27 protein-coding genes are annotated in these 26,447 nt (G+C 64.9%); 19 read left to right on the forward strand and 8 right to left on the reverse strand.

The window, feature by feature from the left end; all coding sequences use genetic code 11:
• Nucleotides 1-21 precede the first annotated feature (21 nt).
• The 4 genes from ACQP2U_RS25335 to ACQP2U_RS25350 all read right to left on the reverse strand — a co-directional run bounded on the left by ACQP2U_RS25335 (nt 22) and on the right by ACQP2U_RS25350 (nt 5,052).
• On the reverse strand, nt 22-963 hold the full coding sequence (locus tag ACQP2U_RS25335; RefSeq protein ID WP_433709782.1) for a helix-turn-helix domain-containing protein: 942 nt from the start codon (nt 961-963) through the stop codon (nt 22-24).
• Nucleotides 964-1,065: 102 nt separating this feature from the next.
• Nucleotides 1,066-2,094: a fused (3R)-hydroxyacyl-ACP dehydratase subunits HadA/HadB gene (locus ACQP2U_RS25340; RefSeq protein ID WP_433716576.1), complete on the reverse strand. Its 1,029-nt coding sequence runs from the start codon at nt 2,092-2,094 to the stop codon at nt 1,066-1,068.
• A gap of 97 nt (nt 2,095-2,191) precedes the next feature.
• On the reverse strand, nt 2,192-3,610 hold the full coding sequence (locus ACQP2U_RS25345; protein WP_433709783.1) for a lipase family protein: 1,419 nt from the start codon (nt 3,608-3,610) through the stop codon (nt 2,192-2,194).
• Nucleotides 3,611-3,873: 263 nt separating this feature from the next.
• Entirely contained in the window at nt 3,874-5,052 is a 1,179-nt protein-coding gene (locus ACQP2U_RS25350; RefSeq protein WP_433716577.1) for a lipase family protein, read from the reverse strand.
• Nucleotides 5,053-5,407: 355 nt separating this feature from the next.
• Here ACQP2U_RS25350 and ACQP2U_RS25355 point away from each other — a divergent pair, with 355 nt between their 5' ends.
• The 5 genes from ACQP2U_RS25355 (at nt 5,408) to ACQP2U_RS25375 (ending at nt 7,938) form a co-directional block, all read left to right on the forward strand.
• The gene (locus ACQP2U_RS25355) at nt 5,408-5,674 is read left to right on the forward strand and encodes a hypothetical protein (protein WP_433709784.1); all 267 of its coding nucleotides are present in this window, start codon (nt 5,408-5,410) and stop codon (nt 5,672-5,674) included.
• Between the two features lie 113 nt (nt 5,675-5,787).
• Complete coding sequence (locus ACQP2U_RS25360) at nt 5,788-6,285, forward strand: DUF2599 domain-containing protein (protein ID WP_433709785.1); 498 nt, start codon at nt 5,788-5,790, stop codon at nt 6,283-6,285.
• An 83-nt stretch (nt 6,286-6,368) separates the two neighbouring features.
• Nucleotides 6,369-7,064, forward strand: a complete 696-nt coding sequence (locus ACQP2U_RS25365; protein ID WP_433709786.1) for an SDR family oxidoreductase — start codon at nt 6,369-6,371, stop codon at nt 7,062-7,064.
• Between the two features lie 32 nt (nt 7,065-7,096).
• A complete protein-coding gene (locus ACQP2U_RS25370) occupies nt 7,097-7,399 on the forward strand; it encodes a putative quinol monooxygenase (RefSeq protein ID WP_397029096.1) in 303 nt (100 codons plus the stop codon).
• Between the two features lie 230 nt (nt 7,400-7,629).
• On the forward strand, nt 7,630-7,938 hold the full coding sequence (locus tag ACQP2U_RS25375) for a hypothetical protein (RefSeq protein WP_433709787.1): 309 nt from the start codon (nt 7,630-7,632) through the stop codon (nt 7,936-7,938).
• Between the two features lie 53 nt (nt 7,939-7,991).
• On the opposite strand, the gene ACQP2U_RS25380 is transcribed toward ACQP2U_RS25375, so the two are convergent.
• Entirely contained in the window at nt 7,992-8,630 is a 639-nt protein-coding gene (locus ACQP2U_RS25380) for a TetR family transcriptional regulator (RefSeq protein ID WP_433709788.1), read from the reverse strand.
• A 57-nt stretch (nt 8,631-8,687) separates the two neighbouring features.
• Here ACQP2U_RS25380 and ACQP2U_RS25385 point away from each other — a divergent pair, with 57 nt between their 5' ends.
• Nucleotides 8,688-9,356, forward strand: a complete 669-nt coding sequence (locus tag ACQP2U_RS25385; RefSeq protein ID WP_433709789.1) for a class II aldolase/adducin family protein — start codon at nt 8,688-8,690, stop codon at nt 9,354-9,356.
• The gene (locus ACQP2U_RS25390; protein WP_433709790.1) at nt 9,353-10,300 is read left to right on the forward strand and encodes a carbohydrate kinase family protein; all 948 of its coding nucleotides are present in this window, start codon (nt 9,353-9,355) and stop codon (nt 10,298-10,300) included. Before ACQP2U_RS25385 ends, ACQP2U_RS25390 begins: the two co-directional genes overlap by 4 nt.
• 5 nt (nt 10,301-10,305) lie before the next feature.
• Here ACQP2U_RS25390 and ACQP2U_RS25395 read toward each other — a convergent pair whose 3' ends face one another.
• Nucleotides 10,306-11,193 carry a helix-turn-helix domain-containing protein gene (locus tag ACQP2U_RS25395; protein WP_433709791.1) on the reverse strand — a complete coding sequence of 296 codons (888 nt, stop codon included), beginning with the start codon at nt 11,191-11,193 and terminating at the stop codon, nt 10,306-10,308.
• Between the two features lie 86 nt (nt 11,194-11,279).
• Nucleotides 11,280-11,504 carry a DUF397 domain-containing protein gene (locus ACQP2U_RS25400; RefSeq protein WP_397029086.1) on the reverse strand — a complete coding sequence of 75 codons (225 nt, stop codon included), beginning with the start codon at nt 11,502-11,504 and terminating at the stop codon, nt 11,280-11,282.
• Nucleotides 11,505-11,865: 361 nt separating this feature from the next.
• Between ACQP2U_RS25400 and ACQP2U_RS25405 the strand changes: the two genes are divergently transcribed.
• From ACQP2U_RS25405 to ACQP2U_RS25450, 10 genes are all read left to right on the forward strand, one after another.
• The gene (locus ACQP2U_RS25405) at nt 11,866-12,663 is read left to right on the forward strand and encodes an SAM-dependent methyltransferase (RefSeq protein WP_433709792.1); all 798 of its coding nucleotides are present in this window, start codon (nt 11,866-11,868) and stop codon (nt 12,661-12,663) included.
• 203 nt (nt 12,664-12,866) lie between these two features.
• Nucleotides 12,867-13,103: a hypothetical protein gene (locus ACQP2U_RS25410; RefSeq protein WP_433709793.1), complete on the forward strand. Its 237-nt coding sequence runs from the start codon at nt 12,867-12,869 to the stop codon at nt 13,101-13,103.
• A 189-nt stretch (nt 13,104-13,292) separates the two neighbouring features.
• Nucleotides 13,293-13,490 (forward strand): hypothetical protein, encoded by a 198-nt coding sequence (locus tag ACQP2U_RS25415; protein ID WP_433709794.1) that lies wholly within the window; start codon nt 13,293-13,295, stop codon nt 13,488-13,490.
• Between the two features lie 500 nt (nt 13,491-13,990).
• Nucleotides 13,991-15,250, forward strand: coding sequence for a PucR family transcriptional regulator (locus ACQP2U_RS25420; protein WP_433709795.1), 1,260 nt, complete (start codon nt 13,991-13,993; stop codon nt 15,248-15,250).
• A gap of 84 nt (nt 15,251-15,334) precedes the next feature.
• Nucleotides 15,335-15,769: a CBS domain-containing protein gene (locus ACQP2U_RS25425; RefSeq protein WP_397029076.1), complete on the forward strand. Its 435-nt coding sequence runs from the start codon at nt 15,335-15,337 to the stop codon at nt 15,767-15,769.
• 217 nt (nt 15,770-15,986) lie between these two features.
• The gene (locus tag ACQP2U_RS25430) at nt 15,987-17,195 is read left to right on the forward strand and encodes an aminotransferase class V-fold PLP-dependent enzyme (protein ID WP_433709796.1); all 1,209 of its coding nucleotides are present in this window, start codon (nt 15,987-15,989) and stop codon (nt 17,193-17,195) included.
• Nucleotides 17,192-18,484, forward strand: a complete 1,293-nt coding sequence (locus ACQP2U_RS25435; protein ID WP_433709797.1) for a heavy-metal-associated domain-containing protein — start codon at nt 17,192-17,194, stop codon at nt 18,482-18,484. The genes ACQP2U_RS25430 and ACQP2U_RS25435 overlap by 4 nt, the downstream gene beginning before the upstream one ends.
• Complete coding sequence (locus tag ACQP2U_RS25440) at nt 18,481-20,067, forward strand: decarboxylase (protein WP_433709798.1); 1,587 nt, start codon at nt 18,481-18,483, stop codon at nt 20,065-20,067. The genes ACQP2U_RS25435 and ACQP2U_RS25440 overlap by 4 nt, the downstream gene beginning before the upstream one ends.
• Nucleotides 20,067-21,386, forward strand: a complete 1,320-nt coding sequence (locus ACQP2U_RS25445; protein WP_433709799.1) for a pyridoxal-phosphate dependent enzyme — start codon at nt 20,067-20,069, stop codon at nt 21,384-21,386. Before ACQP2U_RS25440 ends, ACQP2U_RS25445 begins: the two co-directional genes overlap by 1 nt.
• A gap of 81 nt (nt 21,387-21,467) precedes the next feature.
• The gene (locus tag ACQP2U_RS25450; protein WP_433709800.1) at nt 21,468-22,094 is read left to right on the forward strand and encodes a TetR/AcrR family transcriptional regulator; all 627 of its coding nucleotides are present in this window, start codon (nt 21,468-21,470) and stop codon (nt 22,092-22,094) included.
• Between the two features lie 29 nt (nt 22,095-22,123).
• Here ACQP2U_RS25450 and ACQP2U_RS25455 read toward each other — a convergent pair whose 3' ends face one another.
• Complete coding sequence (locus ACQP2U_RS25455; protein WP_433709801.1) at nt 22,124-25,060, reverse strand: tetratricopeptide repeat protein; 2,937 nt, start codon at nt 25,058-25,060, stop codon at nt 22,124-22,126.
• Between the two features lie 145 nt (nt 25,061-25,205).
• On the opposite strand from ACQP2U_RS25455, the gene ACQP2U_RS25460 reads away from it, so the two are divergent.
• Nucleotides 25,206-26,123, forward strand: a complete 918-nt coding sequence (locus ACQP2U_RS25460) for a hypothetical protein (RefSeq protein WP_433709802.1) — start codon at nt 25,206-25,208, stop codon at nt 26,121-26,123.
• 66 nt (nt 26,124-26,189) lie between these two features.
• Complete coding sequence (locus ACQP2U_RS25465) at nt 26,190-26,420, forward strand: hypothetical protein (RefSeq protein ID WP_433709803.1); 231 nt, start codon at nt 26,190-26,192, stop codon at nt 26,418-26,420.
• Nucleotides 26,421-26,447 lie beyond the last annotated feature (27 nt).

Below are 26,447 nucleotides of genomic sequence, written 5' to 3' on the forward strand. Positions count from 1 at the left end.
CCGCTTATTGTTTTCGGCGTATCACCGCGAATCGCCAGGCACGGCCGGATGATCGAGCGTCTCCGGATGCCGTTCGCACAGAGCGCGCAGCAATCCAGGGGTGTACTCCGGTGGCGCGGCATGGACCGATAGTTGGTTGGCCACCGCGCGATAGGCGTCGAGGTCGGCGGTCTTGTCCAGATAGAGCGCACTGGTGAGTTGCTGCAGATAGACGATGTCGGGGAGATCGGCTTCGGCGAAGCGCAACATGGTGAACGCACCATCTGCCAACGCCGGACCACCGACGTGATCGGGCAGCACCTGCACGGTGATATGCGGCTCCTCGGCGATGCGCAGCAAATACTCGAGCTGGGCCCGCCACACCGTCGACCCGCCAATGGGCCGACGCAGCGCCGCTTCCTCGACGATCAGCCACAGCTGCGGCGGATGCGGGCGACGCAAGATCTCTTGACGGCGCAACCGCAACGCGACCCGCCGCGCGATCGCCTCCGCCGATTCGGCCGGATGGGCCATCGACAGCAATGCCCGCGCGTAGTCCGCGGTCTGCAGCAGTTCCGGCACCGCCCTCGGCTCGTAACCGCGGATCAGTTTGGCGGCCTGCTCGAGTCCGAGATAGGTGTCGAACCATTTCGGCAACCAGTCGCTGTCGCGATGCCACCAGCCCGAGGCGTTGGCCTGGTGCGCGAGCTCCGTGAACTCCTCGCGCTCTTCGGGGTCGGTGACCCCGTAGAGCGTAAGCAGATCGAGCAGATCGCGTTCCCGAAACCCGGTGCGGCCCAATTCCAGTCGGCTGATCTTGGAATGCGAACCGCGGATCGCCTCACCCGCATCCTCGCGGGAGATGTCACAGGCCTCGCGCAGCCGTCGCATCCGACTGCCGAGCATCATCCGCAGCACGGTCGGCCCGCCGTCGGCAGCAGGGTCCCTGCCTGAAAATGAATGTCGCACTTGCGAAGCACGCATTCGATGAGTCTGCCATGAAATAGCCGCAACCTACTAGAACCAAAATGCCCCATTTCCAGAAGCATTCGTACATCTGCAACTACATTGCGGAACTTATCCGGTTCAGCGCAGCAGCACCTGGGCGGTTGCCCGGCCGAACAGCTTGCGACCCCGCGAGCTCGCGGTGAGTGCGATGGTCGCCGCGCGGCGGTCCGGATCCAATGCCTTGACCCGCCCGCGGAATTCGATCTCGCACTGCCGGGTCGCCGAGACGGGGGCGAATCCGGCGAACCGCACACCGTATTCGCTGATCGCGGCCGGATCGCCGAGCCAGTCGGTGAGATAGCTCGCGCCAAGACCCATGGTCAGCAGGCCATGCGAGACCACATCGGGCAGTCCCGCGGCGACCGCGACATGCTCGCTGAAGTGAATCGGATTCGAATCACCCGATACCCCGGCATAATTCACCAGATCACCGCGCGAGAGCGGCACGACGCGGGCAGGAAGTTCGGTACCGATCCGCAGCTCGTCGAACGCCAACCCGCGCGGCACACGCACCGGAGCCTCGTCCACACCACCATCGGGCAACACCTCGTCGAAGCATTCGATCATGCCGCCGTCGAACGCTGGCTCTGCCGAGCGCCGGGCCGCGTCCCGCCGGTGGGACAACGCCTCACCGCTCATGATGACGCCGTCGACCGCGGTGACCAGATCGGTGGCCACTTCGGCGTCGGTGCGGGCAACCACGGTCGTGTGCGCTGTTTGCAGCAGTTCCTTGTACTGGTTGGTCAGCACATTTCGGATGACCATGAAGTCCATATCGCTGACCTGCCGGAACGATTCGACATAGGAGTCACAGCGCAGTTGATCACCGACGACCAGCGGCCGGTGCGCCCGGATGCGCTGCTCGGTCTGCAGCACCTGACTGATGTCATAACCGGTCAGCACCGAATCGAACATCCTGCGCTGGAGCAGCGGCCAGATGATCGAGGAGAAGGTGGGCGGTGCGACGAGCCCGTCGTAGCCGAGTTCCCACGCCGCGTCTTCATGCCAATGTGCGCGATGGCGGCCGCGAACCGCACGGGCGAATTCGCGAATCTTCTCGCGCCCGACCTCATAATGGTCGGACATCCGATAATGGCGCCCCACCATCGCGCTGGCCTGCTTGGATCCACTCGAGAACGTCACATGTCATACATCGCGACCCCCACGCGGCATGCAACACTAAGAGCAGGTCGCCATAAGTCTCTTAACATTCATCGGGCGCGGGCGCACCCTGTAAGCGCTGATCCAGCCAGGTCATCGCGTCCGGATAGCCGAGTGCCCCGGCGATGATGTGTTCACCGAGGACGCTGCGATACACCGCCGAGACGCCGAGGCCACACTGCTCCTGGTAGAGGTTGCGCGCACCCTCGGCCGGAATCCAGAATTCCTGCTCACCGTTGTAGATGTAGAGGGGTGTCGCGGACTTCATCCCGGTCATCCGCGTCACGTCATAGATCTCGGTGGCGACCTCGGAGTGCAGCGGATCCGGAATCCTGGCAGCGATATCGATCGGTAGCATCAGCAACCCGACCGCACCGAATACGCTGCCGCACAGATCTTTCAGTGGTGACGTCGCCGCCCACTGCGCCAGGTTGTTCATGCTGGCCAGGATCTGCGGGCGCTCCCGGCCGACCCCGAAGGTCGCGGCCAGGAAGACCCCCGAGGCGAGGTTGCCGTTCATGCTGCGCCCGAGGATTTCGTAGTCGGCGGGCACACCACCGAGCGCGGCACCGACAATCGATCCGGCCAGTTCCGGCGCGTAGCTGTCGATCAGCTGCACCGCGCCCTTGGTGGCGATGGCGCCGCCGGAGTAGCCGGTCATACCGAATCTGCTGTCGCCGAATTCATCGGGACGCAATCCGCGCACCGCGCGAATGGCATCGAGCACGGCATGTCCGGCGACGTAGGGCTCCGCGTAGGCCATCCACGGTCCCTCGTGGTCCGGAATCAGCACCGCGTACCCGCGCAGTGCCGCCAATTGCGTTGTGGGCGGTAGGAAGTCGGTGATGTTGGTATTGCGTGACCAGCCGTGCGAGAAGGTGTAGCTCGGCGTGCAGTCCCGCCCGAGCGCGTCGATCGGCAAGTTGTTCACCACGACTGGTCGGCTCCCCGGACCGGGCCATGCGGTGGCCGGAATGATCAGTGTCGCGGTGGCATACGACGCAGCACTCTGCGAATCGGTGGTGCGGTATTTCAACAGCAGCGCCTGCCGCATCGGCACCAGCACCAGCGGCGCGGCCGTCGCGCTGATATCGCGCACCTCGACGAGCTCACCCGGCACGTAATCGTCCAGATCCGCCGGCCATGCGTCGAAGATCGGGTCACCGACGGCGCTCGGCGCCGAGGCTTGACGCAGGGCGGCCAGCGCCGGGGTCAAGGTGGTGGCCTCCTGCATCGGACCCGAGAGATGCGGCCCCGCAGCGATCGGTGGCGGCGGAATGACACCATCGATCCACTGCTGCAGATCCGGCAATATCGAAGCGGCATCGGTCGGAATCGGCAATGCGGGCAGGCCGGGGATCGCGGGCGGGGCCGGTGCGGGCGGCGGTTCGGCCGCCGCCTTCCCCATCGCGGCCGGACACACCAGCAACAGCGCGAAAACGATGACACGCAGACAGCTCATTGACACACGCCCCAGGGTGCAACGTCGGGTTTCCCTGGCGCCCGGGGTTTATGGTGCCTTCGACGCCCGAAATGCCCCTGAGTACCGAGGCCAGGCAGTCAGGCTAGCCGAGACGACTCGCGCGGATACCCCGCCGTGCCCGAGTTGTGTGTGTCACGTCGCCGAATCGCAACAATCCGATCCGAATCCACTTGTCCAGCAATATGGATCCGGCTCGGTCGCGATCCGGCATCCGCCGGATCGCACCAGTGTGTTTGTGCTCGTTAACAGTTGCTCGGCGCGACCTCCCCTCGGAATCGCGCGTCCAACCAGTTCAGCGCCGCCGGAATGCCCAGGACCGCGGCGGTGAGATGATCGGGTACCGGGATCTGCTCGGACTGTATCCGTGCCCCGGCCGCGCACCAGCGCTTATCGGTATTCACCACCGCATCGACGGGAATGAGTCCATCGATCGGCGAATGCCATTCGAAGATCGGCGTTTTCGGCACGCCGTCGTAGAGTTCGAGGCTGTTCTCCTCGACCACCGCGCGTGCGGTGTCGTCGTTGATCATCGAGGTGGACTTCGCGAAGTCCAGCGCCCCGCGCCCCGCGCCCGTGGCCAGGATGTCATTGGTGCAACTGTTGGCGATCGCGGCCCGGGCGGCGAGTCCACGCTCGTTGAGTTGGTCGCTGAGCGGGAAGCGGTCCGGATACTCCCGCTCCAGGCCGAGTCCCGCAGCCAGGGCGAGTCCGAAGACGGGATGGGAGTTGAGACCAAGGGTCTCCAGCATGGTCACCAGGTTCATCGGCACACCTCCCATCGCGGCTCCGGCGATCTCCAGATCCGGTGCGTACTTCGGCGCCAGCGCGGCCGCCCATGCGGTGGCCATGCCGCCACCGGAATACCCGACCATCGATACTGGGCTCTGCTGCACCTGCAATTGGGCGACCTGCTTCACCGCGCGGATACCGTCGAGGGTGATCATGCCGCCCAATTTGGCCGCGCCGTATGCGAAATTCGGACCGAGGTGATCCGGCAGCGCGACACTCCAGCCGCGCGAGAGCAGCACATTCCAGCCCGGCGCCTCCCGGACGATGAGGTTCGGATCGCCGGTGTAGAGCACGCGCGATACCGAGCACTCGGCGCCGAGCCCGTTGATGATGTGCTGGTAGGAGAGCAAGGGGCCGTCCGGGGCGTGCGACTTCGGAGTGAGCACCGTGGTGGTCGCCGCGATCGGCTGCCCCTCGGAGCTGGTGGAGCGGAAGCGTACGACGGTCACGGTGGTATCCGGGAAGATCGCCAGCGGCGGCATCACCCGCGTCGCGATCACATCACCGGGTTTCTTATCCGCCAGATCGGACGGTGTCGCGTAGAAGGGGTCGGGATCAGGGGTGGGATACAGGGGTGTGGTGTGGGCGGCGCCTGCCGTCGCCGTCAGCACCATCAGCAGACCGATCGCCATGGCCAGCGACTGTTTTTCGGTCACTCGAAGCACGCCGCGAAGTGCGCGAATCGGTCTACGTGGGGCCTGTCTCATCGACGTATTGCCTCCGGGAGAGAGTTTGGTCCAACGTTGCGAACATAGTCGATCGCGGTCGTCGCGAAGGCAAAGGGCAAGCGAAATGTTTTGAGAAATCACAACTCTCGGATGCTCGAACCGTGGTCGGGGGTCCGGTGCCTTCGTGACTGTCTCCGATCGCGAGGTGTCGTGTCTGTGACATGTCCAGCCGATCGGCCGGACTATGTGCGACACCCTGGTGCGCGACTTACCGTCACACCTATCGACGCGGCGAGTCGGGTCGGAAGGAGACGGTGGCATGGACGGCACTGTGAAAACTGGAGCGGATTCCGCCGAGCGCAACTCGGTGTATCCAATGGATATCCAGGATCCACCGACGCGACGGGTCACCGTCTACTTCGACGGTCCGACCCCCGAGGACGCACTAGTGCTCGAGTACGCCGCCACCCGAACCGAGGCCTGGGAATTCACCTCGGCCGCGGTCAACGCCGGACTTACTGTGACGGTCGACAGCAGGGTACGACCGGGGCTGCGCCGTCTGCCGTGCCGCTCGCTGTGGCACTGACGGCGGCCGCGGCACCGCTGCGGTAAACCACCGGGCGGCCTTCCCGGTATGACTGTTGCGCCGCCGCACGATGACTACTCTCGGATGGTGGACACCATGCGGGAGGATCGACGTTGACCCAGCGGACTACCGAACGGGCACGGTGGGGCGCCGTGCTGCTGTGCTGCGGCGCGCTGGTCCCGGCCGTCGCGGCATGCGGCTCCGACGAGACACCGTCGGCCGCAGCGACGACTACTACGATGACGGCCGCACCAGCATCCAGCACCCCTCTTGCCGCATTTCCCAGCGTCGATCCCTACGCCGGTATGCCGCTCATCGATCACACCACCTGGACCGACGGCGTCGACGGTCCCCGCCTGCTGGTCTACCCCACCGAGGCGGGGCGGCGCGAGGCCTTCCCGAACACCGAGGGACGGGCGTGGCAGGAGGTACTCACGCAGTCCCCCGATGCCGATACACCCGGCATGCGCGACCAGTTCGTCTGTCACTGGGTCTGGGCCCGCATGGTGCAGCCCGATAAGGAGAGCTGGAATCTCGAACCCTGGCGTCCGGTAGTCGGCTATCAGGCCACCATCCAGGCATCGTGTAACCCCGGAGGACCCGAACGCTGACCATTTCGAACGACCTGCAAGCAATCGCTGCTGACCATTTCGAGCGACCTGCAAGCAATCGCTACGGCCCCGAAAGGACCCATATGCGCGTCGTCATCGCAGGCGGACACGGAAAGATCGCACTACTGCTCGGCGAAATACTCACCGGGCGCGGCGACGAGGTCGACAGCCTCATCCGCAATGCCGACCATGCGGACGAGGTCGCGGCCACCGGCGCACGACCGGTCGTCTTCGATCTCGAGCACAGTACGGCGGCCGAGCTCGCCGCCGTCGTAAAGGGTTCCGACGCTGTGATTTTCGCGGCGGGCGCCGGGGCGGGCAGCGGGGCGGCCCGCAAGTACACAGTGGACAAGGGTGGTTCGGTGCTGTTGGCCGATGCCGCCGAAGCGGCCGGTGTCCGACGGTTCGTGCAGATCTCGACCATGGGCGCGGGTAAGCCGCCCGCACCGGGCACCGATGAGGTCTGGGCCGCCTATATCGACGCCAAGACCCAGGCCGAGGACGATCTGCGCGCCCGCGATCTCGAATGGACGATCCTGCGCCCTGGCCAGCTGCTCGATACCGCCGCGACCGACCGGGTACTGCTGAGCACGCCACCCTTGCCCTTCGGCAGCATCGCCCGTGCCGACGTCGCCGCCGTCCTCGCCGAAATTCTGCCCGCGCCGCATACCGCGCGCACCACTTTGGAGCTCGTCGCAGGCGACATTTCCGTAACGCGTGCGGTCTCGGATATCGGTAGCCAGCCGATCGCCGAAGGCGGTGCAGCACTTACCGATTGATATTTTTCGCCGCTAGATTGGAGAACATAACCGTGTTCAGCCGTATCACTTCCCTGAAGCTGCGACCCGGATCCCGCGGTGAATTCCTCGATGTGGTCAGCCGCAGTGCCGCCGCATCGGTGCGCGAAGAACCCGGTTGCCTGCGATTCGATGTGTGCGCCGACCGAGTTGATCCGCACCGGTTTTTCCTCTACCAGGTCTATATCGATGAGGAGGCCGCCGAAGCGCACCGTTTTACCGAGCATTTCCTGGCCTGGCGCGGCGCGGCCGACCGATATGTGGAGCCGGGCACTCAGGTTCACTACAGCACCGATGTGGTGGTCAATGCGAAATGATCGCGCCGAATTCGCTACACATCCGCGCCGGTTCGCGGAAGATCAGCTGGTGCGAAAACCCAACTGCGAACGCACAATCGATCGTGCAGATGTGCTTGCATATGAAAGGCACACCGACCTAAACTCAGTCCCGCAAGGCATGACAGGGGACAACCAGGGGAGGCCGCGTGGGTGAACCGAGGGCCGATGTCGCCAGAGGTTTGCTGTCGCCAGACGTCAGGGGCGTTCGAATGGACCAACCACTTCACGGCGGCCGGCTCGGAATCGCCGATGCCGCACTGGCCGACCAGCCAGCGAACGGTATAACAACTATGAGCACACCGTCGACCCGAAGCGGACAGCGCAGTACTGCGTACTCGCGAGAAACCGCAGTCGCGTTCGTCATCGATGCCGTCGAGTCAACCGGTGCGGCTACTCGACACGATTTCGATATCGACCGGATCGTCACCACCGCGCATGCGATGGCCGACGGCTGGGATCTCGAGACCCTGCAGCCGACGACCTTCTGGCGCATCGCCTCCAGCTTCATCAAGCAGTGATCGGTAAGCACCGACCACTGCGTCCAATGATGTAGCAGCGCAACCGAATTGCGTTATGCCCCGGTCGGCGATGCCCACTGTGCCATATAGGCCCGCAGTGCGACCTTGGCCTCGCGCAACAGATTCGGATCGCCGTCTGGATCGGATCGGAACGCCTCCTGCAGGACGGCGTCGCCCATCAGATGGGCGGCGCGACAGGCGATATCGAGTCCTTCGATATCGGCAACGGCGCCCTGGGCGAGCATGACCTCACGCAGCGTCACCGCCATTCGGCGCTTGTGCTCGCGATCGGCCGCTCGTGCGGCCTCGTTGAAGTCCTTACCGAACCACAGCGCGCGGAAGCCGGGCTCGTCCCGGTAAACCCGGGCGAAAGCGTCCACCAGCACGCCGATCGGATCATCCCAGCGCTGGACGCGTGCAAGCTCGAGCAGCATGGCCGCCTTGCCCTCCAATTGCTCGATATAGGCCGCGGCGAGGGTTTCGATGACGGCGTCGCGATCCGGCAGGTACTGATAGAGCGAGCCGACCGAAATCCGTGCCTCCGCAGCCACTCTGATCATGGTCAGCGCCTCGACGCCCTCCGTGGCGATCAGGCGATCGGCCACCTCGAGCACCCGCGCCAACCGCTCGCGACTGCGCGCCTGAATCGGCACGCGACGCAGGCTCGCCTCGGGTAGTGCACGGATCGGCACGGACTACCTCCTCCGAACGTAATATGAATCATATTCAGGTTTGGGTAGAGTATCCAGATGACCTCCATCGCACCAACCGAGCGAGCCCAGGTAGCTGCGGCCTGTCAGCGCCTGGCCGCACACGGGTTGCTGATCGGCACCGCCGGCAATGTAAGCCTGCGCTGTGGTGATCTGGTCGCCGTCACGGCCACCGGTGCGGTGCTCGCGGAGGTCATCGCCGAGGACGTCACCGTGGTCGACTTGGCGGGCCAGGTAGTCGCGGGACGCTACGCACCCACGTCCGAATTGGGTTTGCATCTCGATATCTATCGCAGCTCTGCCACGCAGGCGGTCGTGCACACCCATGCGCCCAAGGCGACGGCCATCGCCTGTGTGCTCGACGAACTGCCGGTCATCCACTACCAGCAGTTGCTGCTCGGCGGTACGACGAGAGTCGCCCCGTTCCATCCCTTCGGCACCGTCGAACTCGCCGATGCGGTGCGAACGGCGTTGCAGGGCAAGCAGTCCGCGCTGATGGCCAATCACGGCGCGGTCACTATCGGCGCGTCGCTGGACCGTGCCGTTGAATCCGCACTGCTGCTGGAATGGGCCTGCGCACTGTATCTGGACGCGATGACAATCGGCAGGCCGCGCGAACTCACCGAACAGCAGCAGGCCGCGGTCGTCGAGGTGGCACTACGGACCGGATACGGCACCCGCAAACCGCTGGAGAAGGGCACCGAATGAACGTAATCGCTTTGGGCGCACATGTTTTGGACATCCTAGTCCGACCCGTCGCGGCCATACCCGAGGGGCAGCAGACCGCCCTGGTCGAGAACATCCGCATCACCCCGGCGGGTACGGCCGCAGGCACCGCACTGACACTGGCGAAACTCGGCGCCAGCGTACGAACCGCGGGCGCGATCGGCACGGACACCTCCGGCGATATCCTGCTCGGTCTGCTCGCCAAAGCGGGCATCGATACGAAACTGGTGGTGCGCAAGGAGGATCAGCCCACCTCGTCGTCGGTGCTGCCGGTCCGCCTCAATGGCGAACGCCCCAGCCTGCACCTGTTGGGCGCCAATCCGTTCTACACCCTCGACGATGTCGATTGGGCCGCATTGGCCGCCGCCGACCATCTGCACCTCGGCGGACCGGAGCTGATCGGGCCGGCCAATGCCGCGCGAATCCTGCGTCATGCCAAGGACAATGGCGTCAGCACCTCCGTTGATCTGATCGCGCCCGGCTCGCTCGGCAGCCTCGACGCCATCGCCGAGGTCCTCCCGCATACCGACTACTTTCTCCCGAATGACGAACAGGTACTCGGCTTCACCGGAACCACCGATCTGATGGCGGGGTGCAAAGTTCTGCAGGACAGGGGCGCAAGCATTCTGGCGGTCACTCGGGGCGCCCACGGCGCCCTACTCGTCGGTCCGGACAACCATCAGCACATTCCCGCGTTCGCCGTCGACGTGGTCGACACCACCGGCTGCGGCGATGCCTTCTCCGCCGGTTTCATCCGCGCCATCGCACTCGGCCGGAATCTGCGTGCTGCCGCGATTCTCGGCAATGCGGTCGCCGCGCTCGTCGCGCGCGGACTCGGCAGCGACCACGGCGATTTCGATCTCGCCGCCGCGGACGCGTTCGCAGCCGAAACGAGCACTATCGACTCCAGCGAGCCGGGTCGATAGCGATATCAGGCTTTTTTGGCGTAGTCGGCGAGGATCTTCAGCGACTCGCCGGGCGCCTCGGCCTGCACACTCAGCCGGTCCATAACCGAGAGGTACAGTGCCAGATCCTGTTTCCGATCCAGGTACAACGCACTGGTCAGATGTTCGAGATAGACGATGTCGGGCAACTCGGACTCGGCGAAACGCAAGATGCTGAACGAACTACCCGCGGCCGCGTGCTCGCCCGCCGAATACGGCAGGACCTGCACCGTGACGTTCGGTAGTTCCGCCAACTCGATCAGGTGCTCCATTTGCTCGCGATGCACCCGCGAACCACCCACCGGCCGATGCAGCGCGGCCTCATCGATGATCGCCCAGATGACCGGCGGATCGGCGCGCCGCAGCACCTCCTGCCGACGGATGCGCACCTGCACGCGGCGATCCATATCGGCGTCCTCGTAGCCGAGCGACATTACGGCCCTGGCGTATTCGGGCGTCTGCAGCAGCCCGGGCACCAGGTGCGCCTCGTAGGTACGGATCTTCGTCGCGGCCTGCTCCAAGCCGAGGTAGGTGCCGAACCAGGATGGCAGCAGATCGCTGTAGCGATGCCACCAGCCTGGTTCGTTCGCCTGCCGTGCCAGATCAAGGAAACGCTCCCGCTCCTCAACGTCGCTGACGCCATACAGGGTCAGCAGGTCGCGGATATCGCGTTCCTTGAAACCGGTGCGACCCAACTCGAGACGACTGATCTTGGCGTGTGAACCGCGGATGGCGTCACCTGCGGCCTCACGGGTGATGCCGTTCTTCACCCGGAGGTCACGCAACTGCCCGCCCAGCGCGATTCGCAATACGGTCGGACCACGTTCCACTACAACCGATTGCACACGACCGTCGTCACCGGGTTCTGCGATCATGAAGTCATCTCCGATACTCGGGTTTGACCACAGTGTGTCACAAACACCACGTCGAAACACACCGCACCGATCGCCTATGTTACCGCTCAGCTAGTCAGGTCGTCGAACTCCCCGGCCTTCGCGCCGCGCACGAACGCGTCGATCTCCGGTCGAGTGTAGAACAGGATGCCACCTTCCGGGTCGCGTGAATTGCGAACGGCGATCGAACCATCCGACGCCTCCGCGACCTCGACGCAGTTACCGCCCGACGGACCGCTGAACGAGCTCTTGCGCCACGCGCCGTTGATCTTGGGTGTACCGGTGTCGAACATCTTCCCCACTCCTCGGCTTCCAGTGTGAGATGTACGCTCGAGCGGCTTTGCAGATGTGCGCTCAAACGTTCTTGCATTTGCACCAACATCTGCAAGATAGCACGAAGCTCCGCTATGTGGCACAAAAGAATTCAGACCTGCCGGTCCCCTTCGTGACCCCTGTTCACCGCGTTGTGTAAGTGCTGTCCGGGGCTATGCGTGACGCGCCCGAAATGCGTGATCGACTCCTCGATCCCACCGCTCGAGTCGACGCGAATCTTGTACTGTCACAGTGCACATCGGCCGCGCCAGCCCAATCGCGACACCCGCCGCCTGAGCAGTCCGGTTCACCGTTTATCAGCTCGCCGAGGAGTCCAGCCCCATGTCCGACGACAACACCCCGCTCATCCGGACCGACATCCCCCATTCCGCCCGCATCTGGAACTACTGGATGGGCGGTAAGGACTATTACGAAATCGACCGAATCGCCGGCGATGCCGGCGTCGAGGTGGACCCGGACATCACCACCATGGCGGTACAGTCGCGCCAGTTCCTCATTCGCGCTGCGCGTTACCTTGCGGGCGAGGAGGGCATCCGTCAGTTCCTCGATATCGGCACCGGCCTGCCGACCATGCAGAACACCCATGAGGTCGCCCAGAGCGTCGCGCCCGAGTCGAAGGTCGTCTACGTCGACAACGATCCACTGGTCCTCACCATGGCGCGGGCGCTGCTCACCAGCACGACCCCCGAGGGCGTAACCACCTACGTCGATTGCGATTACCACGATCCGGAGCAGATCATCGCCGACGCCCGCAACGTGCTCAATTTCAATGAGCCGATCGGCGTGATGTTCATGGGCGTACTCGGCCATGCCAAGTCCTACGACGAGTTGCTGCGCATCGTGCGCACCGTGGTGGCCGCGGTGCCCTCGGGCAGCTTCCTGGTGATGTGGGACGGCACCGACGACAGCAAAGAGTATGTGACGCTGTGTGAGAACTACACCGGCACTGGTGGCGTACCCTATGTTCCCCGCCCCCAGGCCGAAATCCGTGCTGTCTTCGACGGTTTGGAACTGGTCGAGCCCGGATTCGTCTCGATCACCCAGTGGCGCGCCGATGCCGCCGAGGTCGGCGAGATCCGACCGATCTCCGCCTACGGAGCGGTCGCGCGCAAGCCTTGAAGCGCAAGCGGCACAACGGCGGTCATCGGTCATCCGGCTGACGACCGCCGTTTGTATTTCTGTTGGTCGTTCGTGCAAATGTACTTGCATCTGTAAGTGCCGACGGCCTAGACTCGGAACGAGAATCGGGGAGGTACGCAGGGAGTTCGCGCCGGCGTCACCACAATCACCTCCCCATCCGGTAGACGCGAGGGGCGGTCGAGATGAGTACGCCATTCCGAACTCCGCACGGGGCCACGATCGCCGGCGGATCCGGGATCGATACCCTGCGGCAATACTCGGCGCCGGAGTACGCGCCACTCGACTGCGGTGCCGAACCGCTCGGTCTCACCTATCGGCAGGCCCGCGAGATCTTGCATCTGCACGAGGTGCACGGCCCGCAGTGCCGCCAGTGGCTCGCCGCCGCGGCCTACCTATCGGCCGGACTAGACGACGAATAACGCTCGACCCCAACGGCTTCACCAGGGCAGCTTCCAAATAGCTTCGCACACAGCGATGTTCGTGCGAATGTACTTGCATCTGCACACACACCACTCTAAACTCATGCGTGACAAGGGAGTTTCGCATCCGGGAGCCCGTGCCGCTGTCGCCATCGGATCTCTCGGCGCCAGAGCCACAGGGGCATTCGCATGAATCAACCACGCGCTGCCGGTCGACTCGGGATCGCCGACATCGCCGCCGCCTACGGCACCGAGGCATTGCAGCGACGCATCGCCGAACTGCGCGCCAGCGGCAAGCACTACGCCGCCATCGCAATAGAACGCGAAATCCGCAGCGGCGCAGTAGTAATCGATTCCACACTGCGGAACGAGCAGGGCGCGGCGTAGATTCCGCCGCCCCGCCGATGAACCAGCCGTTCAATGCGCGCCGGGCATGTGACCGCGTCGAGTGCTCGCAGCGCAATGGATACCGTGCGCCGCCAGTACATCATCGACAGGTGATCGGGCATGTCCTGACCGCAGCCGTCCTGGAGCGTGATGTTGTGGATCGAACGGACCTCCAGCACGGTCGACTTGCCGTAGTTCAGCGCGAAAACACAGAAACTCGGCAGGTGCCCGACCAACCCCGGACGAACGGCCACGCGGGCGAACCACAGGCAACGGCCGTCCCCGGAGACCGATGTCAAGACGGCTGGTCACGGATTTCGCAACCCGCACCGGGCGCTGAAGCTTCCACCACCGCACATGCCCGTAGGTAGACAATCCGCAACGTTGCCGCGCCGCAATAGATTTCGCGTAGTCTTCCGTGGTTCATAACTATTTCGTATAGTGATGCAACGATTCGGACGCAGATCTATCACGTCCGATGTGGCACTGGAGCGACGTGTATGACCTTCTCCGCGCTGGATCTGTCCGTCGAGCCGACGGAACCTGTCCTCGAGATCGGCGGCCAGCCCGCGTCGATTCCCCTACTCAATACCGACCGCGTCGCCTCGCGCATGGTCGGTTACTTCGCGACCTGTATGGCGCCGTGTCGCACGCTGCCGGGCGAGCAGTTGCGCGGCGATGTCACCAAGCTGACCCGCAGCTGCCTGGCGCTGGCCGCCGAAATGTTCGACAAGCGGACGGTTCCCGGTGATGAACAGCTCGGCGAGGTCAGGGAGGCGGCGGCACAATGGGCCCGCGAGGCGGTGCCGCTCGGCACCATCCTGCGCGCCTACCACGAGGGCCTGCGCATCGCGTTCGGACTGGTGACCGCGCGAGCCAAGGCCGACGATATCGATGAACTGCTGGTCGCCACCGACCTCATGCTCGAACTCCTGGAGGCGATCACCGCGGCGGTTTCGGACGCCTACGTCGAGGAACAGCATCTCGTCGCGCGCGAACACCAGACCGCGACGCAGACGCTGGCATCCGCGCTGCTGAGCGGTCGGGGTAGTTCCGCACTCGCCCGCCAGGCCGGCATCCCGATCGCCGACTCGTATCAGGTGGTGGCGCTATCGATCCCCGAACATCCAGACGAAGGTGATCCGCGGGTCGACAGCCATGTCGCCGCCCGCAGGAAGCTGCGCCGACTGCAATCGGAACTGGCCACCGCCTTCGAATCCCGGGTACTTGCTTTGCTGAGTACCAAGGGCGGCACGCTGCTGGTCCCGATCGAGGACGACGCGCCGGTCCTGACCGCCGAAACACTGCGACTGCTCGCCGAATCCGCCGAGGTCGCGCTGACCGCCGCGCTGGTCACCAGCGAGACCGATCAGATACCCGATGCCGCCGAACAGGCCCACGAACTACTGAATCTGGTGCGGGTCGGCGGACGCAATCCGGGCCTGTACCAGATGGCCGACCTGGCCGTGGAGTATCAGCTCACCCGCGGCGGCCCCGCCACCCGACGCATCGCGACAATTCTCGATCCGCTCGACGCCCACCCCGAACTGTTCGACACCATGCGCGCCTATCTGGGCAACGATATGAATCGCCAGCTCACCGCGCGTCAGCTCTATGTTCACCCGAATACCGTCGATTACCGACTGCGCCGCATCGCCCAGCTGGCCTCGATCGATCTGGCCACCTCGGCCGGAATCTCACAGGCCGCTATCGCACTGCTCGCCCGCGATCTGGACCACAGCGTGGCCCGACGGCTGTAGATTGCAGCCTGTTGCGGATTTGTGCTGGTCACGAGATCACAAAGGCGTCATCCTGGTAGTGCTGCGACCTCTGGATGGTGGATTATGCAAATAGCGGAGATCTTGCACAGGAAGGGCAGCGACGTGGCGACCGTCGCGCCCGAGACCACGGTAAGGAACTTGCTCAGCACGCTCGCCGAGCACAATATCGGGGCGGTGGTGGTATCGCCGGACGGCAACCGGATCGCCGGCATTGTCTCCGAGCGCGATGTGGTGCGCAGTCTGCACGCGCGCGGCGCGGCGCTGCTCGATACGCCGGTCTCGGAGATCATGACCGTGGATGTGCGCACCTGCGCGCCCGACGATCGGGTCGACGGACTGCGCGGCACCATGACCGAGCATCGCATCCGACACCTGCCCGTGGTCCGCGACGGCCGCCTGATCGGCATCGTCAGCATCGGTGATGTGGTCAAGAGCGCGATCTCCGAACTGGCGACCGAACGCCAGCATCTGGTCGAGTACGTACAGGGACAGTACTGACCTGTCGCGGATATCCGCGACGGGCCCGTTGCTGGCTGCGACTTGTCGAAAGCCGTTGGCTACGAGAAAACTTCGAAGTCGCACGGGAAAGTGCGTATCGTTGGTGACGTCCAGCGCGGTTCTCGGAGGGAGCGGCACCTTGCGGTCACCTGCGTCCGGGACGCATCCAGCCCGATCGATCACCACTCGGGTACCGGCACCATCGCCCCTCGCCACCGTGCGCGAACTTTTTCCGGCGCTGGCCGAATCCACGGAGATCTATCTGGACAGCGCGGCCACGACGCAGAAGCCACTGCCGGTCATCGAGACCATCCACCGCTATCACACCTCGCGCACCGCCAACGCCGGTCGAGGCACCTATCCGTGGGCCACCGAGCTGACCACGCGCTTGGCCGGTGTCCGCGAGCGCACGGCGACCTTCATCGGCGCTGAATCGCCCACCGAAGTGGTCTTCACCAGCGGTGCGACCGCGGCGCTCAATGCCGTCGCACTGTCCTGGGGGCTGGCCGAACTCGATGACGGCGACGAAATCCTCTACAACCCAAGCGATCACGCTTCGAATGTGCATCCGTGGCACCATCTGCGCCAGGTACTCGCCCGCTTCGGCCGACGCATCGAACTGGTCCCCTACCGGGTGACCGAACTCGGCGAAGCCGATACCGCCGATATTCTGGCCAAGGTCGGCCCGCGCACCCGGCTGATCACCACCAGCCATCTGCATCACGTCTTCGGCGGACTCACCACGCTCGAAGAGTTGCGTGGAAAACTCGATCCCCGGATTCTGCTGTGTTTCGACTGCAGTCAGAGCGCGGGGCATCTGCCGCTGGACGTGACCGAACTCGGCGCGGACTTCGCGATCTTCGCCGCGCACAAGATGTTCGGCGCGCCCGGCACCGGAATCCTCTACTGCCACCGCAGAATTCACGATCAGCTACTGCCGTTCCTGCCCGGCGGGCATACCGGGGTCGAGCTCACCGAGGCCGGATTGACCTCGACCGGCATGCCGGAACTGCTCGAGGGGGGTACCCAGAACATTCCGGGCATCCTTGCCCTCGGCAGTGCACTGGAGGTACTGGAATCGCTGGATGTCGGAGCGATCGCCGCGCACAACCGCGCGCTGACGCTGCGGCTCATCGATAATCTGCGTCCGGTACCCGGGCTGGATTTCCTACCCGGCCCAGCGCACGCACCGTGCGCCATCGGCTACGGCATCGTGTCCTTCACTCTCGCAGGCATTTCCGCGACCGACCTCGGATTCGTATTGAGCGAGTTGGGTTTTCTGGTTCGCACCGGCTTACACTGCTCACCCCGAGCTGGCGACGACGCGATGGACTCGGTACGGGTCAGCACGCACATCTACAACACCGTCGAGGAGATCGACCGGTTCGCGACCTGCGTCAAGACGATTGCCGAGGAGGTCACATGAGAATGGACGACACCCCGCGCTATGACCGGAGGGCGGCGTCCCGGGTGCTGGCGGGCCTGGCCCACCCCGGATTGTTCGCCACTCCCATCGCGGTACCGTCGACTCGACATATCGAATACACCGGTGCCGCACTGCGTCCCGAGCCCGGCAGTCACCTCACCTATTCACAGCGGCTGTACCTGCAGCAGTTCATGCGGCCGTGCCAGCCCGCGCAGGTCACCAGCGCGACGCACCGCATCGCCTGGACCGATAGCGACGGTGTCCCCAACACCGGCCACTTCCGCGCCGACGGCCTCGGCCCACTGGTGCCCATCGCCGTGCGCGAGACCGTGCTGGTGCTGTGGCATGCGCTGGCCGCGAATTCCGCACTCATGCAACGGGTCGGCGACCTCGGACCGCGCGAGCATGCGGTGCTCGACGGCACCACTACCGATCACGATCCGATCGAAATCTTCCGCGTCGGTATCGAGGCCACCGGGCGAGCACTGGCCCAGCACGCATTGCTGGCGCGGCAGACACCTTATCGCAGTGCCGCCGAATTCGCCAGGGGCATCCACGATTCCGGTATTTTCTCCGGTGTGGCCACCCGCTGGTTCTGGGAACTGCAAGCCTCCACGTACCGGCGCGGCATGATCCCGGTGACGCTGGCCGCCCAACCCGACGGCACTGTGCGATACACCGCCGATACGGTGGCGACACTGCGTGCGATGAAGGACACGACGATCGAGGACGCGCACACGGTGATGCGGCGCGCGACCCGCGTCGAGGGAATGAGCACCGACGCCGCCATCGCCAAATATCACGATGACCTCGATCTCATCTCCCGCCAATACGCACTGCTGCCCGCCAGTACTCGCCCCGCCTGCCTGGCCGCCATGCCACATCATCTCGGTGGCGGGCATTACACGCTGTTGCCCCTGGTGGTGGACAAGTTCGTCGAGATCTTCGAACAGCTCACCGAGCGGGTCCGGATCACCGAGGTGAGTGTCGAGCTCGACGAACTCATCGCCGACGCGCCCGCCAGTGCCGAGGATCGGATCTTCTATGTGCCGGATATGAGCTGTCAGCACTGTGTCCGCACGATCACCGGGGTGCTGGAGACGATGGGCATCAAGGTGATCGACATCGATCTGCCCAGCAAACGGGTGGTCGCCGAGTTCCGCAGTCCGCGCAATCGGGCCCGCGCCTTCGAGTCACTCCGCGACGGCGGCTACAACCCGGTGACCGAGAAACCAGCGCGAACCACAGTGGCGCAGACCCGGTCCCAGCCCACGGAATCCACCGTATGACGGCACCGCTACCGGCGCTACCCGCGAAGATCCATCCGCTGGTACGCGCCTTTCTCGATACCCGCGACGGGGTCGAGGAAACGCTGATTCGCTTCGGATCCCCGATCCACCTGGTGTTTCCACAGGTCTACGCGGAGAACCTGAAACGGTTACGCGCCGTCCTCGACAACAAGGGCGCGCGCTACCGAATCTGCTACGCGCACAAGGTGAACCAGTCGCACGCCTTCGTACGCACTGCCGAACATGCCGGCATCGCCATCGATGTGGCATCCCCGCAGGAGCTGGCCAGTGCCATCGGCGCCGGATTCGACCCGATGCGAATCGAGGTGACCGGGCCGAAAGGTGAAGGGTTCCTGCGCGATCTGATCGATTGCGGCGTCACCATCAATGTCGACAATCTGTGGGAGCTGCGGCGAATCATCGAATTGGCCGGTGATCGCGCGAAAGTACCAGTGCTGCTGCGCGTTTCCGGTTTCGACGAGACGGCGGTGAGCCGGTTCGGTGTGCCGCTGGCCCATGTGGACCAGGCCTTGGATCTGCTGTCTGCCAACCATCGACGAATCGCGTTCCTAGGCTTCGCCTTTCATATCGACTCCGGCGATACCGCCGAACGCATCCGGGCCATCGACGCCTGCCTCGGGCTGGTCGAGCGTGCCTACGCCGGTGGACTCGGCCCTTCGGTGCTGAATATCGGCGGCGGTTTCCGGCAGGTGTTCACCGAGGACGCGGACCGCTTCGACGGGTATGTGCGGGCATTGCGCGAATCATTGCTCGGCCGAGGCGAATCGATGAGCTGGTCGAACAACACCTTCGGCTATCACGTCGATGACGGTGCGGTGCATGGGATTCCGGTCTTCCACAAGTACGCGAACACCGTGCCGGCGACGCGGATGTTGGACGATCTGCTCGGCGCGCCGCTGCAGCGCCACGGTGGCCGCACCGTAGCCCAGGTGGCCGGGGACAATATGCTCGATATCTGGTTGGAGCCGGGTAAGGCGTTGGTCGATCATGCGGGGGTGACGGTGTCGCGGGTCGAGTTCGTCAAGGAACTCGCCGATGGCACGGTGCTGGTGAATCTGGATCTGAGTCGGGATCAGGTGACTCCGGCGGATCAGGAGGTCATGGTCGATCCGGTGATCCTGCCGAGTGTCGCGCATACGCCGAGCACCGCGCCTGTTCGGGGCGATAATGTGACGCCGCTGCGCAGTGCCGCCGACACCATGCCGGCATTGCGACCGGTGGTCGAATCCGGGCCGGTCGGTGTGTATTTCGCTGGCCGCCTGTGCCTGGAGCGCGATCTGATCACCAATCACAAGGTGTGGCTGCCCGAGCGCCCGCGCGAGGGTGATCTGGTGGTTTTCCCGAATACCGGCGCCTATCACATGGATCTGTCCGCGGCCTCGGCGTCGATGCACGCACCGCCCGCGAAACTCGCTGTCGTGCACCGCGCGGGAAGTTTTGAAGTCTATCGGGATACCGATTATGAACCGCTGATACCCGTCGGTCTGCCGCCACCGCGCCGTACTCCGCCGCGCGGCCCGCATCGACCGCCACTGCCGCGCCGCCCCTCCGAGGCGCCGTAATGCGCTACGACCACATCACCGAGCTGATCGGCAATACGCCGCTGCTGCGGCTGGATCCGGCGGTGCACGGCCTGGCAAATGTCGAGCTGTACGCGAAATTGGAGTCGCACAATCCCTTCGGCTCGGTCAAGGACCGGGTGGCCTGGGGCATGATCCGCGACGATCTGGACGAGATCCGCGCGAGCGGGCAGAGACTCATCGAGGCCTCCAGCGGCAATACCGCCAAGGCGCTGCGCATTCTCGGCGCGATCCACGGTATCGGTCTGCGCGCGGTGACCAATCGGATCAAGGTCGCGGAGGTGCGGGAGCTGCTGCAGCTATTCGGCACCGAGATCGTGGAGTTGCCCGGGTTGTCCGAATGTCCGGATCCGACCACTCCGAACGACGTGTATTCGGTAATCGACGCGACCATGGCCAAGGAACCGGGCGCCTACTACCACGCCTCGCAGTACACCAATGAGAAGAACATCGAGGCACATCACCACGGCACCGGCCGCGAGATCCATGAAGATCTGACTGCCGACGGTATCACCCGCATCGACTATCTGATCGGTGGACTCGGCACCACCGGGTCCACCCGCGGCACCGCCACCTATCTACGCAAACACAATCCCGAATTGCGCTGCATCGCCGTGGTTTCCGATCGGTCGGATTTCATACCCGGTATCCGCTCGGAGAGCGAGATGTGGGATGTGGGGCTGTTCCAACCCGATTTCTACGACCGCATCGTGACCATCGATTCGGCCCGCGCAGTGGACGCCACCCTCGCATTGGCCACCGGATACGGCATCCTAGCCGGTCCAACCAGCGGCGCGAGCTATGCTGCGGCGCTGGAAACCCTTGGCGAGCAGGCTGTTTCGTCGAATGCACCGGTGGTGGCGGTCGTCATTGTTTGCGATCGACTCGAGCCGTATCTGTCCTATATCAAAAAGCGCAGGCCGGAACTCTTCGACCGCGCCGACCGCCGCCGCGCACCCACCACGGCCGAACTCGCCTCGACACCGGCGGTGTCCCCGGATGAACTGGCCGAACTGGACCGCACCGCCCGGCCGACCATCGTGGACACCCGCGGCGCGATGGCCTACCGCATCGGCCATGTGCCGGGCTCGATCAATATCCGCGACGACCAACTCGACGATATGTTCACCCACGGCATCCCGTTCTCCCGATCGCGCCCCCTGGTCTTCGTCTGCCCGGTTGGCGAGCTATCGCTGCGCTTCGCTGCCATCGCCCGCCAGGACGGTTTCGACGCCAGCAGCCTCGACGGTGGGATCGTCGCTTGGCGCGATGCCGGATTCGCACTCGAACGCGGCGGCTGAACCATCCTGCAGCGAACGGAACCCGACGGCGGTGTGCGCGGTCCTGATCTCGTCCCGACCGGCAGGCATTAGTGTGGGCGGGTGCAGAAAGGCCAGGAATCAGCTGACGATGCGGGTCCGCGGATCTGGGGCGGTACCACGCTCACCGAACGGCGGGAGGCGCGCCGCTCCGCCCTGCTCGAGGCCGCGCTCGACCTGATCGGGGAGTCGGGTGCGGGCGGGGTGACCATGCGCGCGGTATGTCGGCGCGCCAATCTCACCGACCGGTACTTCTATGAGAGCTTCGCCAGCCGCGACGAACTGCTGGATGTGCTCTACCGCCAGATCGCCGACGAGTTCCTGGAACCGATGACGGCCTTCGCCGCCGCCGACCCCTCCCGTGACCGCGTGCTGTCGGAGATCCTGGTCGACAAGGTGCTCGCCGATCCCCGCAAATCCCGGCTGTTTCTGGTCGAACCGTATTCGAGTACCGGCCTCGGCCAGACCACCATCGCGGTCATGCCGGTCTTCACCAAGGTCCTGCAGGACCACCTGTTCGCCCATATCGATGACCCGGTCCGCCGCAGACTGGCCGCGCTCACCATGGCCAGCGGTAATGCGGGCATGTTCTCGGCCTGGTTGAACGGATCGCTGCGCGCCACCCGCGAGCAGGTGATCGACCACTGTGTGGCGACGCTCGCCGCCTACCGCTCCCTGTACCAGTCTTGATTCCACCCACTTTCGACCGCCTGCCTCGACTATCCGCCGGAACGGGCACGCCAGTATTCCAGGTTGCTGCGGGTGAGCAGGGTGTGCGGATGGTCGGGCCCGAGGACGCGGATCTGATCGGCGAGCAGTGGCTCGAGTGCGGCAATGGCGACGCCGATGTCACCCGCCTCGCCGTGGCAGCCCGCGAGGCAATTGCGGGTGTGCAGCGTGTCCGGATGATCCGGCCCGAGAAGGCGCAACTGATCCGCCAGCAGGGCCGCGTATTCGGTAATGGCCTTGGGCGTTTCGCCACTCTCCCGGCGCCAGCGCGCCATGCTGATGCGGGTGCGCAGGGTCTGGGCGTCATCCGGGCCGAGGATGCGGACCTGGTCGACGAGCAGTAGTTCGAATTCGGCGAAGGCCCGGGTCAATTCGCCCGCCATGGCGCGGGAACGCGCGAGATGCAGCCGAGTACGCAGGGTTTGCGGGTCGACCGGTCCGAGTATGCGCTCCTGATCGGCGATCAACTGTTCGAATTCGATGACCGCGCGCCGCAGGCTGCCACGTTCACTGCGCCAATAGGCCAAGCTGTTTCGCGCGCGCAGCGTCCACGGGTGATCAGTGCCGAGGATTCGGGCGTGATCGATGACGAGTCGTTCGAACTCCGCGACCGTCCGCTCGAGCTGGCCCATATGGCCGCGCCAATCCGCGATGTCGTAGCGAGTGGTGACCGTATCCAGATCATCCGCGCCGAGCACTCGGGTCTGATCACGAGCCAGCTCTTCCAATTCGGTGACAGCGGTGGCGAATTCGCCACTACGGCCACGGCAATTCGCGAGATGATTGCGAACCAGCAAGGTGACGCGATGATCCGGCCCCATCGCGGCGGTAAAGCTCGGCAGCCAGGCGGCCCACAGATCCCGGTTGTCCACCACGCGTGTGGTTTCCAGCGATTCGAGATAGCCGAAAGCGGCCGCCGCTGCGCCATAGGCCAGATAGTGGCGCACCGCCGCGCCACGGGCATAGTCGGCCACGCGCTCGGTGGTGCCCGCCTCGATGGCCGCGATCACCGCGCGGTGCGCATCCTCGCTGTGCACGCCGAGGCGGTCGCATTCATCGGTCAGTCCGGGGAGCAGGGCGGCATGGGCGATACCGAGCGATTCGTCGACCGTCCCGGGGCGGCTGCGCGTGACCAGTACTCCCAAACCCACTGTGAGGTCGCGGATTCCGGTAATGCTCACGTCGGCTCCGAGTTCACGCATCGCCGCGTCCAGCAGCTCCAGCGGCAGCACCGGACCGACACCCGCCGCGACGAGCACACCAAGCATCGCGCCGATTCCCCAGACATCGGCGATGTCCTTTGCGATATCCGGTCCATCTCCCGCCGCGGCACGAATGGCCGCACCCACCCGCAGCGCTACCAGACCATCGACGCCGATATCCTCGGCAACCACCCGATCGGTGACCTCGGTGGCAACCTCGGCCAGCAATCCGGCCAGCAACCAACCCGCCGCGGCCGCAGGGTAATCGGCTCGCGCTGGTGGTGTTTCGGCCAACCGGGCGTCGATCCAGCCGACCCATTCCTGCTCGTCGACGGCGGCGCGCTCATATCCGGCCGATTCCACAATGGCGGCGATATCCTCGGCCACCGGCTCGGCGACCACGATCCGATGCATATGCCGCAGCTCCGGATCGTTCTCGAAGCCGAGCCCCTCGCGTATTCCCACGATCACCCGGACGTGCGCGAGCTCCGGTCTGCGGGTCAACTCCGCGACCGCGGCCACCAGCAGTCGCTGGGTGCCCTGCTCTGGTTCGTTCAGTCCATCCACGACGATGGTGACCCGGCGACCCCATCCGCCCAAGTCCGCCAGCGGTTGGCGCACCTCGACATCGAAGACGTCGGGTGGTGTGAGGCTGTGCCGGGCCAAGCTCCGCGCCGCCGAGACTGCGGCGCGGAAGCCGGGCAGGCGGGTGCTCAATTGCGCGGAAAGCTCTGCAGCGACCGCCTCGATAGAACTGCTGACAGTCAAAAATACTGCGGCCGTGATGTATTCGGGCGCGACGGGTAGGGTGTCGACCAAGCTCGGCCGGATGAGCATGGCCAGCAATGTCGATTTGCCGACACCGGGTGGTCCGATCACCCCACGCAACCGGTAACTGCCGGATCCGACGATATCGTCGAGAGTCTCGCGCACGGCCGGGGTCAATAACAGTCTGCGGGTGAGTTGATCGACGAAACCCGCTGCTGGCCGGCCGGTTACGGCATCGCGGCGGCGGGCGATATTCGGCACCAGCCACAGGCCTGGGTCACCCCCTTCTGCCGCGGATACCGTGCCCGAGGTGAACGACAGATGTTCCGGTTGCTGCCGGGGGCACGCCGCAGCGATCGGATCGAGCAGATCCGACGGCAGCAGGTTCTCCCCGCGCGAGGGCAGTCCGGCCGCGAAGGTGGACAGCAGCGTCCGGGTGAAGCATCCGGCATACGCGGGCCCGTCACCGGCGGCGACCAGCAACTCCATCCGGCCCGCCGCCCGCGACAGCAGGTCGGTCCAGCGGCGGGCCGCGCCGAGCACTCCCTGTTCGGTCTCACATGCGTCGACCAGAACCACCAGCCCGTCCAACACCGATCGGTTCAACCGCTCACGAATCTCCTGTGTCAGATGGAAGGCCGTATGCGAGTTCGGCACCGCGGGCGAATCATGGCCGAGCAGAAAGAAATCCTCCGCGCTGGTCGCGGTACCGTGCCCGACGAATCCGATCAGCAGCGTAGCCTGCTCCCGTGCCGCCGCGTCGAAGGCCGCGTCGACCGCCGTAACCAGCTGTGCCACTGTCGGATTCAGCACCGGACCCGGCACCTCCGTTGCTGCCCGCCAGCCGCCGGATTCGGTCAATGTTCCATAGAGACCTGTGGCCAATTCACCGGTGAACCCCAGTTCCCCCAGTGCCGCACACTCGGACCCGACCACCAGGGCGAGCCTTCCTCCCATATCAGCACCACCATTTCCCACCGTCGACTCCCCGGCGACCTCGACACCTGCCGTAGCGACTGCTCGCAGGTCGCTCGAAAGGGTCAGCCATGCGTGGTAGGAAGGTACCCGAATAGACATCGGGGCAAGCGACAACGGGGGGCTGATGGCAACGATCGTGTTGGTGCACGGGATCGCGCAAGAACAGTACGGCGCGGATCTGTTGGAAGCGCAATGGCTTCCGGCACTGGCGGCAGGGGTGCGCACGGCCGGATTCGGCGAACTCGCGGATCAACTGTGGCGCGGCCAGCGCCCGGGTGTGCTCGAGGTGCGAATGGCGTTCTACGGCAATGCTTTTCTCGACCCAGGCGCTCAGGGTGGCGGCGGACCGGTCGGTACGGAGGACGAACTCACCGAGCGGATCGCCGACGCATGGTTGACCACCGCGGCCGATCAGGCGGCCGACCAGCGCGATCGACTGGAAGCGCAACGCTACCTGGACAATTCCGCACTCGGCACCGCGGGGGCGCAGGGCTTGGGCCGCAAGGCCAGACCTGCGGCCAATGCCCTCACCAAGCTGAAGTGGTTCGCGCCTTTCGGTTTCGGGATGGCGAGAAAATTCGTCAACCGGTCACTGGCCCAGGTCAGCAGATATCTGTCCGAGGAAACGGTGCGTGAATTCGCGCAGCAACAGGTGCTCGACCTGATCGGTCCGGAAACCCGGCTGGTCATCGGACACTCGCTCGGCTCAGTGGTCGCCTACGAGGCGCTACACCAGACCCAACAGCCTGCGGCACTGGTCACGCTGGGTTCACCGCTGGCGCTGCAGTCCATCATCTATCCGCTACTACGCCCGCAACCGCCCACGGTGCCCGCTGCGCTCACCCGCTGGGAGAATTTGGCGGATCGCGACGATATCGTCGCGGCGCATCTGGATCTGGCACCGTATTTCCCGTCCGCGCCCGGACGTGATGTGGCGCCCACGACCCACCCCGAACTCGATAATGGTTCCAGTCCACACGATGCGACGCACTATCTCACCAAGAAATCGGTCGGACGCATCATCGCCGAGTCCCTCTCGTAACCGGAGTCCTTGGTGAATCGCGCGTACTCTGACAATTCTGGCACCGAGTGCGAGGAGTTCATCGCGATGACCGACCCCGTGCAAGGTTTGACGGGTACGCTCACCTCGCCGATCCGGGGTCCCGGAATGCTCGGCGAAGTATTGGTTGCGATTCGCGGGGGCACGGAGATATATATCGCGCGGGCGGCCGAGCCGATCTCGGCCGGTGAAGCTGTCCTGATCATCGCGGTACAACCGGGCCGCATCGTCGATGTGGTGCCGTGGATTCCGCTGGAACCCGTCCCGGTCGACATCTGACACCGCGACCGAAGTAATGAACTGCTA

Origin of the sequence: Nocardia sp. CA-084685, assembly GCF_050955785.1 — a bacterium.
Classification (GTDB): Bacteria; Actinomycetota; Actinomycetes; order Mycobacteriales; family Mycobacteriaceae; genus Nocardia.

Excerpts from the sequence above, each read along its gene's own strand:
- ACQP2U_RS25335 (WP_433709782.1), bottom strand. The coding sequence starts at position 963 with ATGCGTGCTTCGCAAGTGCGACATTCATTTTCAGGCAGGGACCCTGCT.
- ACQP2U_RS25340 (WP_433716576.1), bottom strand. The coding sequence starts at position 2,094 with ATGGTGGGGCGCCATTATCGGATGTCCGACCATTATGAGGTCGGGCGC.
- ACQP2U_RS25345 (WP_433709783.1), bottom strand. The coding sequence starts at position 3,610 with ATGAGCTGTCTGCGTGTCATCGTTTTCGCGCTGTTGCTGGTGTGTCCG.
- ACQP2U_RS25350 (WP_433716577.1), bottom strand. The coding sequence starts at position 5,052 with ATGGCGATCGGTCTGCTGATGGTGCTGACGGCGACGGCAGGCGCCGCC.
- ACQP2U_RS25355 (WP_433709784.1), top strand. The coding sequence starts at position 5,408 with ATGGACGGCACTGTGAAAACTGGAGCGGATTCCGCCGAGCGCAACTCG.
- ACQP2U_RS25365 (WP_433709786.1), top strand. The coding sequence starts at position 6,369 with ATGCGCGTCGTCATCGCAGGCGGACACGGAAAGATCGCACTACTGCTC.
- ACQP2U_RS25375 (WP_433709787.1), top strand. The coding sequence starts at position 7,630 with ATGGACCAACCACTTCACGGCGGCCGGCTCGGAATCGCCGATGCCGCA.
- ACQP2U_RS25385 (WP_433709789.1), top strand. The coding sequence starts at position 8,688 with ATGACCTCCATCGCACCAACCGAGCGAGCCCAGGTAGCTGCGGCCTGT.
- ACQP2U_RS25390 (WP_433709790.1), top strand. The coding sequence starts at position 9,353 with ATGAACGTAATCGCTTTGGGCGCACATGTTTTGGACATCCTAGTCCGA.
- ACQP2U_RS25395 (WP_433709791.1), bottom strand. The coding sequence starts at position 11,193 with ATGATCGCAGAACCCGGTGACGACGGTCGTGTGCAATCGGTTGTAGTG.
- ACQP2U_RS25400 (WP_397029086.1), bottom strand. The coding sequence starts at position 11,504 with ATGTTCGACACCGGTACACCCAAGATCAACGGCGCGTGGCGCAAGAGC.
- ACQP2U_RS25405 (WP_433709792.1), top strand. The coding sequence starts at position 11,866 with ATGTCCGACGACAACACCCCGCTCATCCGGACCGACATCCCCCATTCC.
- ACQP2U_RS25410 (WP_433709793.1), top strand. The coding sequence starts at position 12,867 with ATGAGTACGCCATTCCGAACTCCGCACGGGGCCACGATCGCCGGCGGA.
- ACQP2U_RS25415 (WP_433709794.1), top strand. The coding sequence starts at position 13,293 with ATGAATCAACCACGCGCTGCCGGTCGACTCGGGATCGCCGACATCGCC.
- ACQP2U_RS25420 (WP_433709795.1), top strand. The coding sequence starts at position 13,991 with ATGACCTTCTCCGCGCTGGATCTGTCCGTCGAGCCGACGGAACCTGTC.
- ACQP2U_RS25425 (WP_397029076.1), top strand. The coding sequence starts at position 15,335 with ATGCAAATAGCGGAGATCTTGCACAGGAAGGGCAGCGACGTGGCGACC.
- ACQP2U_RS25435 (WP_433709797.1), top strand. The coding sequence starts at position 17,192 with ATGAGAATGGACGACACCCCGCGCTATGACCGGAGGGCGGCGTCCCGG.
- ACQP2U_RS25440 (WP_433709798.1), top strand. The coding sequence starts at position 18,481 with ATGACGGCACCGCTACCGGCGCTACCCGCGAAGATCCATCCGCTGGTA.
- ACQP2U_RS25445 (WP_433709799.1), top strand. The coding sequence starts at position 20,067 with ATGCGCTACGACCACATCACCGAGCTGATCGGCAATACGCCGCTGCTG.
- ACQP2U_RS25455 (WP_433709801.1), bottom strand. The coding sequence starts at position 25,060 with ATGGGAGGAAGGCTCGCCCTGGTGGTCGGGTCCGAGTGTGCGGCACTG.
- ACQP2U_RS25460 (WP_433709802.1), top strand. The coding sequence starts at position 25,206 with ATGGCAACGATCGTGTTGGTGCACGGGATCGCGCAAGAACAGTACGGC.
- ACQP2U_RS25465 (WP_433709803.1), top strand. The coding sequence starts at position 26,190 with ATGACCGACCCCGTGCAAGGTTTGACGGGTACGCTCACCTCGCCGATC.